The sequence below is a fragment of the Octadecabacter sp. SW4 genome, from assembly GCF_008065155.1.
Classification (GTDB): domain Bacteria; phylum Pseudomonadota; class Alphaproteobacteria; order Rhodobacterales; family Rhodobacteraceae; genus SW4.
This window is the reverse complement of record NZ_CP042819.1, coordinates 2,657,395-2,670,668: the sequence shown is the minus strand read 5'-3', so window position 1 is coordinate 2,670,668 and position 13,274 is coordinate 2,657,395. Positions and strand designations below refer to the sequence as shown.

Sequence of the window (13,274 nt, the reverse complement as noted above, 5' to 3'; positions counted from 1 at the left end):
TTTGCCGCCCATCCAACAGGACGGGCAAAACCGTTGCCCTCCGTTGCCACGTCCCGCTTTGCGGTGCTGGTCCGGTTCGGGCCCAAGCATCGGAAGGGTGGACGTGTCCGAACCAGCTTCGATCTCGACCGGAATCGCGGGGCGCTATGCCTCGGCCGTGTTTGACCTCGCCAAGGATGGCAAAGGGCTGAAAGCTCTTGAAACAGATTTGAACGCTTTGTCAGGCGCTTTGGATATCAGCGCCGATCTGAACGCGCTGATCGCTTCGCCGATCTATAGCCGTGACGAGCAGGCAGGCGCTGTAACAGCCCTTGCCAAGAAAATGAAATTGTCGCCGACGATGGGCAATACTTTGGCGCTAATGGCGCAAAAGCGTCGCCTGTTCGTGCTGCCCCAGATGCTGACCGCCCTGCGCGAAAAGCTGGCCGAGGAAAAAGGCGAAGTGACAGCCGACGTGACCAGTGCCAAGGCGCTGACCAAGGCACAGTCGGACAAGTTGGCCAAGACGCTTGAGGCGCAGGTTGGCAAAACAGTTATGATCAAAGCGACCGTTGATGAATCCCTCATCGGCGGTCTTGTCGTAAAAGTGGGCTCGAAGATGATCGACACGTCGATCCGCTCCAAGCTCAGTGCACTCCAGAACACTATGAAAGAGGTCGGATAATGGCGATCCAAGCAGCGGAAATTTCCGCAATCCTGAAAGACCAGATCAAGAATTTCGGTCAAGAAGCAGAAGTGGCCGAAGTGGGCCGCGTTCTCAGCGTTGGTGACGGTATCGCCCGCGTTTACGGCCTTGATAACGTGCAAGCGGGTGAAATGGTCGAATTTCCCGGCGGCATTCAGGGTATGGCCCTGAACCTTGAAAGCGACAACGTTGGTGTTGTTATCTTTGGCACCGACCGCGACATCAAGGAAGGCGACACCGTCAAGCGCACCAAGTCCATCGTGGACGTGCCGGCGGGTGACGAACTTTTGGGTCGCGTTGTTGATGGTCTGGGTAACCCGATTGACGGCAAGGGGCCGATCAAGACCAAGGAACGCCGCGTCGCGGACTCCAAGGCTCCGGGGATTATCCCACGCAAGTCGGTTCACGAACCAATGGCGACGGGTCTGAAATCAGTTGATGCGATGATCCCGATTGGCCGTGGCCAGCGCGAATTGATCATTGGTGACCGCCAGACCGGCAAGACCGCTGTGGCGCTGGATACGATCCTGAACCAGAAATCCTACAACGATGCCGCCCAGTCCGAAGGCGACAAGCTGTATTGTATCTACGTTGCCGTGGGCCAGAAACGCTCGACCGTGGCGCAGCTGGTGAAAAAGCTCGAGGAATCCGGCGCGTCCGAATACACGATCGTCGTGGCCGCAACCGCGTCCGACCCCGCGCCGATGCAGTTCCTTGCACCCTATGCTGCAACCGCGATGGCTGAGCACTTCCGCGACAATGGTCGCCATGCACTGATCATCTATGATGACCTGTCCAAGCAGGCGGTGTCCTATCGCCAGATGTCGCTGCTGCTGCGTCGCCCACCGGGCCGCGAAGCCTATCCCGGTGACGTTTTCTATCTGCACTCTCGCCTGCTGGAGCGGTCTTCGAAGCTGAACGAAGACAACGGGTCCGGTTCGTTGACGGCGCTGCCGATCATCGAAACCCAGGGTGGCGACGTGTCCGCGTTTATTCCGACCAACGTGATTTCGATCACCGACGGTCAGATCTTCCTTGAAACCGAACTGTTCTATCAGGGTATCCGCCCTGCTGTGAACACCGGTCTGTCCGTTTCGCGTGTGGGTTCGTCCGCACAGACAAACGCGATGAAATCGGTTGCCGGCCCGGTGAAACTGGAACTGGCGCAGTATCGCGAAATGGCCGCCTTTGCGCAGTTTGGCTCTGATCTTGACGCCGCGACGCAGCAGTTGCTGAACCGTGGTGCGCGTCTGACCGAACTGATGAAGCAGCCCCAGTATTCGCCGCTGACCAACGCCGAGATCGTTTGCGTGATCTATGCAGGCACCAAGGGCTACCTTGACAAGATCGCCGTCTCTGATGTCGGGCGTTTCGAAGCTGGCTTGCTCAAGCATCTGCGCAACAACGCCAAAGACGTGTTGGACATGATCACCAAGGAAGACCCCAAGATCAAGGGCGACGCCGAGGCCAAGATCAAAGCCGCAATCGATACCTTTGCCGCTGACTTCGCTTAAAGGGAGGCTCTGACAGATGCCTAACCTTAAGGATCTGAAAAACCGGATCGCGTCGGTCAAATCGACCCGCAAGATCACCAAGGCGATGCAAATGGTCGCGGCCGCAAAATTGCGCCGCGCCCAGGAAGCCGCCGAGGCGTCACGCCCCTACACGGAACGTTTCAACGCCGTGATGGGTGGTTTGGCGGCCAGCGTCGGCGATAGCGCAAGCGCGCCCAAACTGCTGACGGGCACAGGCAGCGACGAGACCCATCTGTTGGTGGTGATGACGGCGGAACGCGGCCTTTGCGGCGGTTTCAACGGCAACATCGCCAAATTGGCCAAAGCACACGCCAACAAGCTGCTCGCCGCTGGCAAGACGGTCAAGATCATCACCGTGGGGAAAAAGGGTCGTGATGCCCTGAAACGCGAGATGGGCGAACATTTTGTGACTCACGTGGACCTCAGCGAGGTCAAGCGCGTGGGCTATGAAAACGCCCAGGATATCGCGCGTGACGTGCTGGCCCGTTTTGACGGTGGCGAGTTCGATATCGCGACGATCTTTTTCGCGCGCTTTGAAAACGTCGTGACCCAGCATCCGACCGCCCAGCAGATCATCCCTGCCAAATTTGATGCCGATGAAGATGCGGGCGCGGCCACACTTTATGACTACGAGCCAAGCGAGGAAGCCATTTTGGCCGATTTGCTGCCCCGTGGTGTGGCCACCGCAATCTTTAGCGCCCTGCTCGAAAACGGGGCGTCTGAACAGGGCGCACGGATGTCCGCAATGGACAACGCAACACGCAACGCAGGCGAGATGATCGATAAATTGACGATCCAGTATAACCGCTCGCGGCAGGCCGTCATCACGAACGAGCTGATTGAAATCATTTCGGGCGCTGAAGCGCTCTAACGAACCGGAGACCGAAACATGGCAAAAGCTAAAGCATCCATCGGCAAGATCACTCAGGTGATCGGCGCCGTTGTGGACGTGCAGTTCACCGATGATCTGCCGCAGATCCTGAACGCGCTTCACACTGACAACAATGGCAAGACACTTGTTCTTGAAGTGGCCCAGCACCTTGGCGAAAACACGGTTCGCGCCATCGCGATGGACGCGACCGAAGGCCTTGTGCGTGGTCAGGACGTAACCAACACCAACGAACAGATCACCGTTCCCGTTGGCCCCGGCACATTGGGCCGCATCATGAACGTCACCGGTGACCCCGTTGATGAAAAAGGCCCCGTGAAATCCAAGGCCCGCCGCCCGATCCACGGCGAAGCACCTGCCTTCGAGGACCAGTCGACTGCGACTGAAATCCTCGTGACCGGCATCAAGGTGATCGACCTTCTGGCGCCCTATACAAAGGGTGGCAAGATTGGCCTGTTCGGCGGTGCCGGTGTGGGCAAAACCGTTCTGATCATGGAATTGATCAACAACATCGCCAAAGTGCACTCGGGTGTGTCCGTGTTCGCCGGCGTGGGTGAACGGACCCGTGAAGGTAACGACCTTTACCACGAGATGATTGAATCAGGTGTTATCGTTCCCGATAACCTTGAAGAATCGAAAATTGCACTGGTTTACGGCCAGATGAACGAGCCTCCCGGTGCGCGTATGCGTATCGCGCTGACCGGTCTGTCGCTGGCGGAACAGTTCCGCGATGACACGGGGTCGGATGTGTTGTTCTTTGTGGACAACATCTTCCGCTTTACCCAGGCCGGTTCCGAAGTGTCCGCCCTTCTGGGCCGCATTCCTTCGGCTGTGGGCTACCAGCCAACGCTGGCCACCGACATGGGTGCGATGCAGGAACGCATCGCCTCGACCAAGTCCGGTTCGATCACCTCTGTGCAGGCCGTTTACGTGCCCGCCGATGACTTGACCGACCCTGCACCAGCGACATCGTTCGCCCACCTTGATGCGACAACAGTTCTGGACCGTGCGATTTCGGAAAAGGGTATCTACCCTGCCGTTGATCCGCTCGGCTCCACTTCGCGTTTGCTTGACCCGATGATCATCGGCGAAGAGCACTACAAGGTTGCGACCGACGTGCAGCAGGTGCTGCAGCGTTACAAGTCCTTGCAGGACATCATCGCCATTCTGGGGATGGACGAACTGTCCGAAGACGACAAAATGACCGTGACACGCGCCCGCAAGATCGAGCGTTTCCTGTCGCAGCCGTTTGACGTTGCCAAGGTCTTTACCGGGTCTGACGGCAAGCAGGTTCCACTGGAAGAAACCATCGCGTCCTTCAAGGCCGTGGTTGCCGGTGAATACGACCACCTGCCCGAAGGCGCGTTCTATATGGTTGGCGGCATCAACGACGTGATCGCCAAAGCCGAGAAAATGGCAGCAGACGCTGCCTAAGCCGAGTTAAGGAGCCGATATGGCAAACCTACAATTCGATCTGGTCTCGCCCGAGCGCCTTTTGGCCTCGCTCGAGGCGTCCGAGGTGCAGATACCCGGTGCGGATGGCGATTTGACGGCAATGCCCGATCACGCGCCAACCATCACCACCCTGCGCCCGGGTATCCTGCGCGTCGTGCATGGCGGCGGCATGGATGAATACGTTGTGTCAGGTGGTTTCGCGGAAATCACTGCGACTGGCGTATCTGTTTTGGCCGAAAAGGCGCTGCCACGCGGTGAAGTCTCGCAAGAGATCTTTGACCGTATGCTGGACGAGGCCAAGGCCGCCCATGAGACGTTGAAAGAAACCTTCAAGAACGAGCCTGGCCCCGTCGATGACGCGGCAAAATTGCTGGCCGATATGGTCGCAATGGGCACGCATATCGGGTTGGATTCCAGTAAATCCAATTTCTAGGCAGGTTGCGATGATTGCAAAGGCCCCGCCATCCGTGCGGGGCTTTTTCGTTTTGGGGGCCTATTCTTGCCCCAATTTTGGGGTAACTTTTGTGAACGAAGCATAGGGGGCTTCGAGGGAAGACAGCGTAAGGCGATGAAAAGGCTTAGGAATCATTTGGTCGGTGTCGATCAGGGCGATGTTGTTCTGTTTTCCGACTTTGAACACGATGGTGATATGTGGACAGGCGATGGCCCCCGCGTGACCCGTGCGCATGTTCAGTTCAGCGAGGCGTTTCGCGCGTTTCCGTCGGTGCGCGTGTCGATTTCCATGTGGGATATGTCGAATGCCGCCAATGCCCGCGCGGATGTTCAGGCCGAAGACGTCACCCTTGAAGGTTTCGCCATCGTGTTCCGCACCTGGGGCGACACCAAGGTCGCGCGCGTGCGCGTCAGCTGGCAAGCGATCGGCGAGGTGCCACATGGCGACGAATGGGAACTCTACTAGGCGCGCGTCCTAATCGCCCGAATACATGCCTTCATAGATCGGACCCAACGTGTTGTGATCAAACAGCGATGACACCGAAGTGCCGCTCCAGGTGTTCAGGATCGCCTGGGCGAACATCGGCGCTGTGGGGACGATACGGATGTTGGGACAGGCCTTGACGGCATCGGTGGCCTGAATGGTGTCGGTGATGACAAGGTTTTTCATCACCGATTTGCTGACCCGATCGACCGCCGGACCGGACAAGACACCGTGCGTGATATAGGCGTGGACCTCTTTCGCACCGTGTTCCAACAAGACTTCAGCGGCCTTGCACAGGGTGCCAGCGGTATCGACGATATCGTCCACAATCAGGCAGGTGCGGTCTTTGACGTCACCAATCACGGTCATTTCGGCCACTTCACCGGGTTTGCCGCGGCGTTTGTCAACGATCGACAGGGGTGCGCCGATACGTTGGGCCAGATCGCGGGCGCGGGCCACACCGCCCACGTCGGGGGACACGACCATCACATCGTCCATCTGTCCCTTGAAGTGGTGCTTGACGTCCAGCGCATAGATCGGGCTGGCGTAAAGGTTATCGACGGGAATATCGAAAAAGCCCTGAATTTGCGTGGCGTGCAGATCAAGGGTCAGGATGCGCTCCACACCCGCTTCGACCAGCATGTTGGCGACCAGTTTGGCGGTGATCGGGGTGCGTGCCTTGCTGCGGCGATCCTGACGGGCATACCCGAAATAGGGGATCACAGCCGTGATGCGGTCTGCCGAGGACCGGCGCAGCGCATCGGCGATAATCAACAGTTCCATCAGGTTGTCGTTGGCAGGGTTCGAGGTGGGCTGCAGGATGAACATATCCTCGCCGCGCACATTCTCGAAGACCTCGACGAAAATCTCGCCGTCGTTAAACCGTTCGACGCGCGCGTCGACCAGTCCGACATTCATGCCGCGATGCATCGACATTCGCTTGGCGATGCCTTTGGCCAGCGGCATGTTCGCATTGCCGGAAATCAGTTTTGGTTCGTGGATATTTGCCATTGTCTTCCCCCGGGCTGATCACCCAGCGAAGGTGACAGATTCGTAACGTTGACACCGCTTAGCATGGGTCTAGCATCAGGCAAAGAAACGAGGCGCATAGGAGGCCCAAATGCCGCATATTGACTACTATTTTTCCGTCCTGTCGCCCAATACCTACCTTGCTGGCACGCGGCTCGAGGCTGTCGCGGTGAAACATGGTGCCACGATCACCTACAAGCCGATCGATTTGATGGCGCTGTTTGCGCGCACCGGTGGCACCCCGCCGCCCCAGCGCCACGAAAGCCGTCAGGAATTGCGCCGACAGGAATTGCGCCGCCAGGCGGCGAAACTGGGGATGAAACTGAAGGTAAATCCGCCCCATTGGCCGACGAACCCCGCGCCTGCGTCCTATGCGTTCATTGCGGCCCAGAAGAACGGTGACGGGAACCTTGGGGCATTGGTGCATGCGATCACGCGGTCCTGCTGGGCCGACAAGTTGGATATCGCCGACGATGAGGTGATCAAGGATTGTCTGGTTGAATGCGGTTTTGATCCGGCGTTGGCCGACAGCGGCTTGCTGGAGGGTGCGGAAACCTATGCCAAGAACCTTGAGGACGCCGTGATGGCCGGTGCCTTTGGCGCGCCGTTCTATATCACCGACACCGATGAACGGTTCTGGGGGCAGGACCGGATCGAGGATCTGGACGCCCACCTGTCTGGCGCGCTTTAGCCGCGCAGCGCCTCCAGAAAACGGTCAACGCCATCGGCGCCGATTGACCAGTCACAGACCAGCCGCGCTTGCAGGGGCTCGGCTGGATCATCGCCCTTCAGCTCTCCGGCCCAGACATAATAGACCGCACCGGCATCATGCAGGCGTTGGTGCCCTTCGCGGGGCCATTCAGCGAAAATCATGTTCGCTTGCGGGGGATAGACCATTTGCGCGTCGTTGCTGTCGGTCAGCCCCTTGGCCAGATGCGCAGCGTTGGCATTGGCCAAGCGCGCCGTTTCCAGCCATAGCCCGTCCGTCAGGTAGGCTTGCATCTGCGCCGATAAATAGCGGTGCTTGGAAAACAGATGCGCCCCGCGTTTGCGGCGCAACTCGAACTCCCAAGCGTGTTTCGGATCAAAGAAGATCACCGCCTCGACGCCCAACAATCCGTTCTTGGTGCCGCCAAAGCTGACGGCATCAATGCCGGCCTTCCAGGTCATTTCTGCCGGGGTGCAGCCCAGCGCGACCAAGGCATTGGCAAAGCGCGCGCCGTCCAGATGGGTCGCAAGGCCAAATTCGCGCGCCACTGCCGTCAGCGCCCCGAGTTCATCCAGGCTGTAGACCGTGCCGCGTTCCGTGACTTGGGTGATCGACACAGGGCCGCGTTGGGGCCCGTGCACGCCGCGCCCGCCCTCATAGGCGATGGATTTGCGCAGGGCATCGGGGGTCATTTTCGCGTCAATTGATGGCACCAGCGTCAGTTTCGCACCGCCCGTGAAAAATTCAGGAGCGTTGCATTCGTCTTCGTGGATATGCGCCTCGGGGGAACAAAACACCGTTTCCCACGGCTGGGCGAGGGTGCCAAGCGCGATGGCATTGGCCGCCGTGCCGGTTGCAACCAGATAGACAGCGGCCTCGGGCGCTTCGAACTGGTCGCGGATCATTGTGCGCACATCATCCATGATCGGGTCAACACCATAGGGCATGGCGTGCCCATCATTGGCACGCACCAGCGCCTCCATGACCTTGGGGTGGGCAGGGCCAGCGTTGTCAGAGGCGAAAAACATCAGGTTGGTTCCTCAATGATGTGGTCTTCCCAGTCTTCCTCGGCGATTTCGAATTCCGGCACGGTCAGCCCGCGCACGGACACCCCCGCGTGGTGGACGCTGTCAGGATCGCCCGAAATCAGCGGGTGCCAGTGAAACAGCGGTTTGCCCTCGAAAACAAGGCGGTAGCCGCAGGTTTGAGGCAACCAATACAGGTTGTCCTTGATCGTTTTCGGCGTCAGCACGATGCATTCGGGCACGAACTGATGGCGGATCGGGTATTGCGCGCACAGGCAGGATTGATCATCCAGCAGGCGGCAGGCAACGCGGGTCAGTACGACCTCGCCGCTGTCTTCGTCTTCCAGTTTGTTCAGACAGCATTTGCCGCAGCCATCGCAGATCGCTTCCCATTCAGGCTTGGTCATCTTGGCCATTGGCACATGGGTCCAGAACTGGTCGCGCAGGCCGGTGCGGTCTATTTCAGACATCGGCCAAGATCCCACGGGCGCGGCGGCAATCAGCATCCATCTGGGTGATCAGGGCGGATAGACTGTCAAATTTTTCTTCACCGCGCAGGTATTCAACTAAAGCGACCGATAGGTGTTCGCCGTAAAGATCGCCTTTGAAATCGAACAAAAACGTCTCGCAGTTGGGATGGTTTACGCCAAATGTCGGGCGGACTCCGATGCTTGCAGCCCCGTCATAACTGCCTTTGTGGGGGCCGCTCAGCACATCAACCTTGACCGCGTAAACACCGTGACGGGGCGGGTGCAGCCCGTCGATCGACATATTCGCGGTTGGATAACCCAGATCGCGCCCGCGCTGGTCGCCCTGAATCACCACACCGTCAATCCGGTGCCAATGGCCCAGCATTGCAGCGGCATCGCGCGTCCGCCCTTCGCCCAAGGCAGCGCGGATCGCGGTCGAGGACACATCGCCTGCGGCCAGTTTCAAAAGCGGCGCGATGGTCACGCCAAAACCCATCTCTGCGCCAAACCGTTCCAGACCGGCAGCGCTTCCCGCCCGGTCTGCGCCAAAGCAGAAATCGGTCCCCACGACCACATGCGCAAGGCCAAGCGCATCGGCGATAATATCTTGGGCAAAGGCGCGCGGGCTGAGGGCAGCGAGGGTGCGGGTAAAGGGAACCTCGTAAAGCCGCTCAACGCCGAGTTTGGCCAGCCGGTTGGCGCGTGTTTCGCGGTTCATCAGCCGAAAAGGCGGCGCATCGGGTGCAAAGACCTGACGGGGATGGGGTTCAAATGTCATGATCCCAAGGGGCGCGCCGCTGTCGCCGGCCACCTGACGGGCCACATCGATCACCGATTGGTGGCCAAGATGCACGCCGTCGAAATTGCCGATGGCCGCGGCGGCACCACGGTCGGCAGGATCAACGAATTGGGTGTCTCGGACAATGCGCATGGGACTGCCTAACCGCCCCCGCGCGGGCGTGCAAGATCAGTCGAACTTGCGTGATGGGGCCAGCACGATGGCTTCGCCTGCCAGCACCTTTTTGCCATCCACGATACAGCGTGTGTCCATCGTGACGCGCCGTTTGGCGTTGTCGATCGCGGTCACTTCGACCTCGGCCGTGACCACGTCACCGGGGCGCACGGGGCCAAGAAATTTCAGGCTTTGGCCCAGATAGACCGTGCCGTGGCCGGGCAGTTGTTCACCGATCACCGCGGACACGAGGCCAGCAGTCAGCATCCCGTGGGCGATGCGCCCTTCGAAAATCGTGTCTTGGGCGTAGTCATCGTCAAGATGCACAGGGTTCCGGTCGGTCGACACTTCGGCGAACAACTGGATATCGCGGTCGGTGACCTGCTTTTGCAAAGACCGCGTCATGCCGATCTCGATATCCTCGATGCAGATCGTGCCGCGGGGGAGATTGTGACCTAAGTTATCCAGCATGTCGCGTTCCATTCAGTAACAAATTGTCCCTAAAGGGGTATCATTTGTAACTTTATTACTTTGCAACCGCAGAAAAATCAAGCCTCAAGTGCTAGCGCAATTGCCCAATCGCAAAAGTCGGATTCATCATTTCCTTTTCAAGGTAGGCACTTAGCGCCTTTGTGTCCGGCTGATCCGTGGTGCGTGTCTCTGTCGCAGCCAGCCCGCCGGTGATGAACAGGGAATCGATGTCCTCGCCCATCGCGCCTGCAATGTCGGTGTGGATGCCGTCACCGATGGCGATGATGCGCGGATCGGACGGGGCGGTGCCAAGGGCTGTCAGGCGGCGGCGTGCAAGGTCATAGATCGGCGGATGGGGTTTGCCAAAATAGAGACTTTCGCCCCCCATGTCCGTATAAAGCGCGGCCAGAGCACCGGCGCACCATTCACGTGTCTCGCCGCGATCCACGACGATATCGGGGTTGGCGCAAAGCAATTTCAACCCCCTTTGTTTCGCATAAAGGAACTGCGGACGGTTCACCGCCGGATCGGCCAGCGGGTCGAATGGGCCGCAGCACACGATCCCTTCGGCCTGTTCCAGCGGCACCTTTTGAATATCAACGGGGTCGTCGATCACGCTCAGTGGTTTGAAAAAATCGTCATCACGCGGGGATTCTCCCATGAACCAGACTTTTTCACCGACGACACCGCGAAACATCGCGGCGCGTGCGCTGTCGCCCGATGTGGCGATGGCATCCCATGCTTCCGATGGCACGCCCATGCCCGCGATTTGCTGCGCAACCGAATCCCACGGGCGGGGCGAGTTGGTGACAAGCACCACGACGCCACCCTGCGCACGGTAGGCCTGTAGCGACGCCACGGCTTGGGGCAGGGCGGTGAGTCCGTTATGCACACAGCCCCAAAGATCGACATAGGCCACATCATACTCGGCTGAAATATCGGCGAACGAGGTCACTATCCGGGTCATGCGCACTCCTTTGAGAGATATAAAAGAGGCGCCAAATGCCCCGTTCGGGTCAGACCTTTAGCGATGGAATAATCTGTTTCTTGCGGCTCATGATACCGGGCAAAACCACTGTGTCGCCCGTGACGGTTGCACCAAAGCTTTTTTCGGCCACGGCTTTTGTCAGATCGTTGGGGATCAGCATCGTGGCTTCTTCGTTCAGGATATCGACCACGAACAACAACACCTGGTCAACGCCATCCTCGGCGGCGACGGCTGTCATGCTTTCCATGATGCTGTCCTTGCGGTCCAGCACCGTGGCAGGTGCAGTGGTTTCCAGAACCGAGACACGGAATTTCGTGCTATCAACTGTGAATTCCTTGCTGTCCATGCGCAGCAATTCCGCATCGGAAAACGCCGATACATCGGACTTTGCGGCGAACATTTCAGCCGCGTATTCGGGGATTTTTACGCCCAGCTGATTGGCCAGAGCCACGGCGATATCCTTGTCCTTGTCGGTGGTTGTGGGCGAGCGGAATTCAAGCGTATCCGACAGGATGCACGACAGCATCAGCCCCTTGATCGGGTCGGGCATCTTGGCCACATCCGCGCCCATCGCATCATACATGACCGTCACGGTGCAGGCGACGGGCTGCATTACAATCTGAATAGGCCCCTTGGTTTCAAGGCCGCCCACCAGTTTGTGATGGTCGATGATCGCACGCACATCTGCGTTGTTGATGTTAGCGGGCAGTTCGGCGGGGTTGTTGGTGTCCACAATCACACAGGGCTGGTCGTCGGCCACATCGTCGATGATTTCGGGCAGATCAAACCCCCAGCGCTGCGCCACGAACGCCGCCTCGGTATTGGGCTGGCCCAACAGGCGTGCTTGCGCGGGGATACCCATCACTTCGGACAGATACCACGCCCAGATGATCGGTGCGCCAGTCGAATCGGTGTCGGGGGCCTTGTGGCCGAATACGAGGGTTGTCATGGGGTTGGAAACCTTGATTTGCTTGCGGTCTGCGTGATTTGCCCGCGTTATAGGCGCGCGTTTGATGCTTGTCACCCACCCTTGCCAATAGGACCTCAGAGGCCCAGTTCGGCGCGCTTCTTCTTGGTCAGGGCCGCGATGGCCATCTTGTAGGAATAGGTGATGTGGTTGCGCAATTCAGCGTCTGACAGGCCGGGTGCGCGTGTGTCTTGCAGCCATTTCATGCCGCGCGAGGCAAGGTAGGGCGCCGGGCGCACACCGTCGATGTCCTGTAATACTTCAAAGGCGATGTCGGACGCCTTGAAGGTCACGGCCGCCTTGCCATCGTTCCAGCCGCAGACGGCGAATAGTTTGCCGCCGACCTTCCACACATCCGAATTGCCCCATTGGACCACATGGGTGGTGTGGGGCAGGGAGGCGCAGAATGCGTTGATCTGGTCGCGGTTCATAATCCGCAGTTTGGTGGCTTGGATGGGTCGTGTAAATGCTGCTAGCGTTGCGGCATGAGCAAACCACGCGAAGCCGATCTTTATCCCCCCGTAAAAGCCTATCTTGAAGGGCAGGGCTATGACGTAAAGGGCGAGGTGGGCAAGGCCGATGTGGTTGCGCGCCGCGCGGGCGAAGAGCCGGTGATTGTCGAACTCAAGCTGGGATTCACGCTGGCCCTGTTCCATCAGGGGGTGGCGCGTCAAAGCCTCAGCGATCTGGTCTATGTCGCCGTGCCCAAGCCCAAGAAGGGCGCCAGCGACAATATCGCGCTGGCCCGTCGCCTTGGGCTGGGTGTGTTGTTCGTGCGTCTGCGCGATGGTCACGTCGAGGCGATGTGTGACCCCGGCCCCTATCACGCCCGCAAATCCAGGAAAAAGGCACAGCGGTTGTTGCGTGCCTTTGACCGGCTACGCGGCGACCCCAATGCGGGTGGGGCTACGCGGCACGGGATCGTCACGGGCTATCGTCAGGATGCCCTGGCCTGCGCGCGGTTTCTTGCGGTGCATGGACCGTCAAAGGCCGCGAAAGTCGCTGAATGGGCTGAAGTGCCCCCCGCCCGTCAGATCATGGCTGACGATCACTATGGCTGGTTCACACGGGTCGAACGGGGTGTTTACGGGCTGACCGAGGCGGGCCGGGCCGGGCTGATGGACTGGGGCGATGTTTAGCGCGGTTCAGTCTGTGCCTGAAA

The 13,274-nt window shown here is 59.1% G+C and carries 16 protein-coding genes; 8 read left to right on the top strand and 8 right to left on the bottom strand.

All coding sequences use genetic code 11. The annotated features are described in order from the left end of the window. Window positions 1-103: 103 nt before the first annotated feature. The 6 genes from FTO60_RS13225 (at window position 104) to FTO60_RS13200 (ending at window position 5,483) form a co-directional block, all read left to right on the top strand. A complete protein-coding gene (locus FTO60_RS13225) occupies window positions 104-664 on the top strand; it encodes a F0F1 ATP synthase subunit delta (protein WP_148056399.1) in 561 nt (186 codons plus the stop codon). Then, complete coding sequence (atpA, locus tag FTO60_RS13220) at window positions 664-2,199, top strand: F0F1 ATP synthase subunit alpha (protein WP_148056398.1); 1,536 nt, start codon at window positions 664-666, stop codon at window positions 2,197-2,199. Before FTO60_RS13225 ends, atpA begins: the two co-directional genes overlap by 1 nt. Window positions 2,200-2,215: 16 nt before the next feature. Beyond that, window positions 2,216-3,091, top strand: coding sequence for a F0F1 ATP synthase subunit gamma (locus tag FTO60_RS13215; protein WP_148056397.1), 876 nt, complete (start codon window positions 2,216-2,218; stop codon window positions 3,089-3,091). A gap of 18 nt (window positions 3,092-3,109) precedes the next feature. Continuing rightward, on the top strand, window positions 3,110-4,543 hold the full coding sequence (gene atpD / locus FTO60_RS13210; RefSeq protein WP_148056396.1) for a F0F1 ATP synthase subunit beta: 1,434 nt from the start codon (window positions 3,110-3,112) through the stop codon (window positions 4,541-4,543). Window positions 4,544-4,562: 19 nt separating this feature from the next. Next, the gene (locus tag FTO60_RS13205) at window positions 4,563-4,997 is read left to right on the top strand and encodes a F0F1 ATP synthase subunit epsilon (protein WP_148056395.1); all 435 of its coding nucleotides are present in this window, start codon (window positions 4,563-4,565) and stop codon (window positions 4,995-4,997) included. Window positions 4,998-5,132: 135 nt separating this feature from the next. Further along, window positions 5,133-5,483 carry an H-type lectin domain-containing protein gene (locus FTO60_RS13200; RefSeq protein ID WP_148056394.1) on the top strand — a complete coding sequence of 117 codons (351 nt, stop codon included), beginning with the start codon at window positions 5,133-5,135 and terminating at the stop codon, window positions 5,481-5,483. A 9-nt stretch (window positions 5,484-5,492) separates the two neighbouring features. Here the strand turns inward: FTO60_RS13200 and FTO60_RS13195 are convergent, their stop codons facing one another. Continuing rightward, window positions 5,493-6,512, bottom strand: a complete 1,020-nt coding sequence (locus tag FTO60_RS13195) for a ribose-phosphate pyrophosphokinase (protein ID WP_148056393.1) — start codon at window positions 6,510-6,512, stop codon at window positions 5,493-5,495. A 109-nt stretch (window positions 6,513-6,621) separates the two neighbouring features. Here FTO60_RS13195 and FTO60_RS13190 point away from each other — a divergent pair, with 109 nt between their 5' ends. Then, window positions 6,622-7,221, top strand: a complete 600-nt coding sequence (locus FTO60_RS13190; RefSeq protein WP_148056392.1) for a 2-hydroxychromene-2-carboxylate isomerase — start codon at window positions 6,622-6,624, stop codon at window positions 7,219-7,221. Here the strand turns inward: FTO60_RS13190 and FTO60_RS13185 are convergent. The 7 genes from FTO60_RS13185 to FTO60_RS13155 form a co-directional block, all read right to left on the bottom strand. Next, the gene (locus FTO60_RS13185; protein WP_148056391.1) at window positions 7,218-8,267 is read right to left on the bottom strand and encodes a low specificity L-threonine aldolase; all 1,050 of its coding nucleotides are present in this window, start codon (window positions 8,265-8,267) and stop codon (window positions 7,218-7,220) included. The two genes, FTO60_RS13190 and FTO60_RS13185, sit on opposite strands and share 4 nt — an antisense overlap. Beyond that, complete coding sequence (locus FTO60_RS13180; protein ID WP_148056390.1) at window positions 8,267-8,734, bottom strand: YcgN family cysteine cluster protein; 468 nt, start codon at window positions 8,732-8,734, stop codon at window positions 8,267-8,269. The genes FTO60_RS13185 and FTO60_RS13180 overlap by 1 nt, the downstream gene beginning before the upstream one ends. Next, the gene (locus FTO60_RS13175; RefSeq protein ID WP_148056389.1) at window positions 8,727-9,665 is read right to left on the bottom strand and encodes a bifunctional riboflavin kinase/FAD synthetase; all 939 of its coding nucleotides are present in this window, start codon (window positions 9,663-9,665) and stop codon (window positions 8,727-8,729) included. The genes FTO60_RS13180 and FTO60_RS13175 overlap by 8 nt, the downstream gene beginning before the upstream one ends. 36 nt (window positions 9,666-9,701) lie before the next feature. Next, window positions 9,702-10,157, bottom strand: a complete 456-nt coding sequence (locus FTO60_RS13170; RefSeq protein WP_148056388.1) for a MaoC family dehydratase — start codon at window positions 10,155-10,157, stop codon at window positions 9,702-9,704. 91 nt (window positions 10,158-10,248) lie between these two features. Further along, window positions 10,249-11,124, bottom strand: a complete 876-nt coding sequence (locus FTO60_RS13165) for an HAD family hydrolase (protein WP_148056387.1) — start codon at window positions 11,122-11,124, stop codon at window positions 10,249-10,251. A gap of 49 nt (window positions 11,125-11,173) precedes the next feature. After that, entirely contained in the window at window positions 11,174-12,094 is a 921-nt protein-coding gene (locus FTO60_RS13160; RefSeq protein ID WP_148056386.1) for a manganese-dependent inorganic pyrophosphatase, read from the bottom strand. A gap of 95 nt (window positions 12,095-12,189) precedes the next feature. Further along, the gene (locus tag FTO60_RS13155) at window positions 12,190-12,543 is read right to left on the bottom strand and encodes an MmcQ/YjbR family DNA-binding protein (RefSeq protein WP_148056385.1); all 354 of its coding nucleotides are present in this window, start codon (window positions 12,541-12,543) and stop codon (window positions 12,190-12,192) included. A 54-nt stretch (window positions 12,544-12,597) separates the two neighbouring features. Between FTO60_RS13155 and FTO60_RS13150 the strand changes: the two genes are divergently transcribed. Continuing rightward, window positions 12,598-13,251 carry a DUF2161 domain-containing phosphodiesterase gene (locus tag FTO60_RS13150; protein WP_148056384.1) on the top strand — a complete coding sequence of 218 codons (654 nt, stop codon included), beginning with the start codon at window positions 12,598-12,600 and terminating at the stop codon, window positions 13,249-13,251. The last annotated feature ends 23 nt before the right edge of the window (window positions 13,252-13,274 follow it).

Coding starts and splice junctions, on each gene's coding strand:
- FTO60_RS13190 (WP_148056392.1), top strand. CDS start 6,622: ATGCCGCATATTGACTACTATTTTTCCGTCCTGTCGCCCAATACCTAC.
- FTO60_RS13175 (WP_148056389.1), bottom strand. CDS start 9,665: ATGCGCATTGTCCGAGACACCCAATTCGTTGATCCTGCCGACCGTGGT.
- FTO60_RS13185 (WP_148056391.1), bottom strand. CDS start 8,267: ATGTTTTTCGCCTCTGACAACGCTGGCCCTGCCCACCCCAAGGTCATG.
- FTO60_RS13205 (WP_148056395.1), top strand. CDS start 4,563: ATGGCAAACCTACAATTCGATCTGGTCTCGCCCGAGCGCCTTTTGGCC.
- FTO60_RS13180 (WP_148056390.1), bottom strand. CDS start 8,734: ATGTCTGAAATAGACCGCACCGGCCTGCGCGACCAGTTCTGGACCCAT.
- FTO60_RS13215 (WP_148056397.1), top strand. CDS start 2,216: ATGCCTAACCTTAAGGATCTGAAAAACCGGATCGCGTCGGTCAAATCG.
- FTO60_RS13160 (WP_148056386.1), bottom strand. CDS start 12,094: ATGACAACCCTCGTATTCGGCCACAAGGCCCCCGACACCGATTCGACT.
- atpA (WP_148056398.1), top strand. CDS start 664: ATGGCGATCCAAGCAGCGGAAATTTCCGCAATCCTGAAAGACCAGATC.
- FTO60_RS13170 (WP_148056388.1), bottom strand. CDS start 10,157: ATGCTGGATAACTTAGGTCACAATCTCCCCCGCGGCACGATCTGCATC.
- FTO60_RS13150 (WP_148056384.1), top strand. CDS start 12,598: ATGAGCAAACCACGCGAAGCCGATCTTTATCCCCCCGTAAAAGCCTAT.
- FTO60_RS13155 (WP_148056385.1), bottom strand. CDS start 12,543: ATGAACCGCGACCAGATCAACGCATTCTGCGCCTCCCTGCCCCACACC.
- FTO60_RS13195 (WP_148056393.1), bottom strand. CDS start 6,512: ATGGCAAATATCCACGAACCAAAACTGATTTCCGGCAATGCGAACATG.
- FTO60_RS13200 (WP_148056394.1), top strand. CDS start 5,133: ATGAAAAGGCTTAGGAATCATTTGGTCGGTGTCGATCAGGGCGATGTT.
- atpD (WP_148056396.1), top strand. CDS start 3,110: ATGGCAAAAGCTAAAGCATCCATCGGCAAGATCACTCAGGTGATCGGC.
- FTO60_RS13165 (WP_148056387.1), bottom strand. CDS start 11,124: ATGACCCGGATAGTGACCTCGTTCGCCGATATTTCAGCCGAGTATGAT.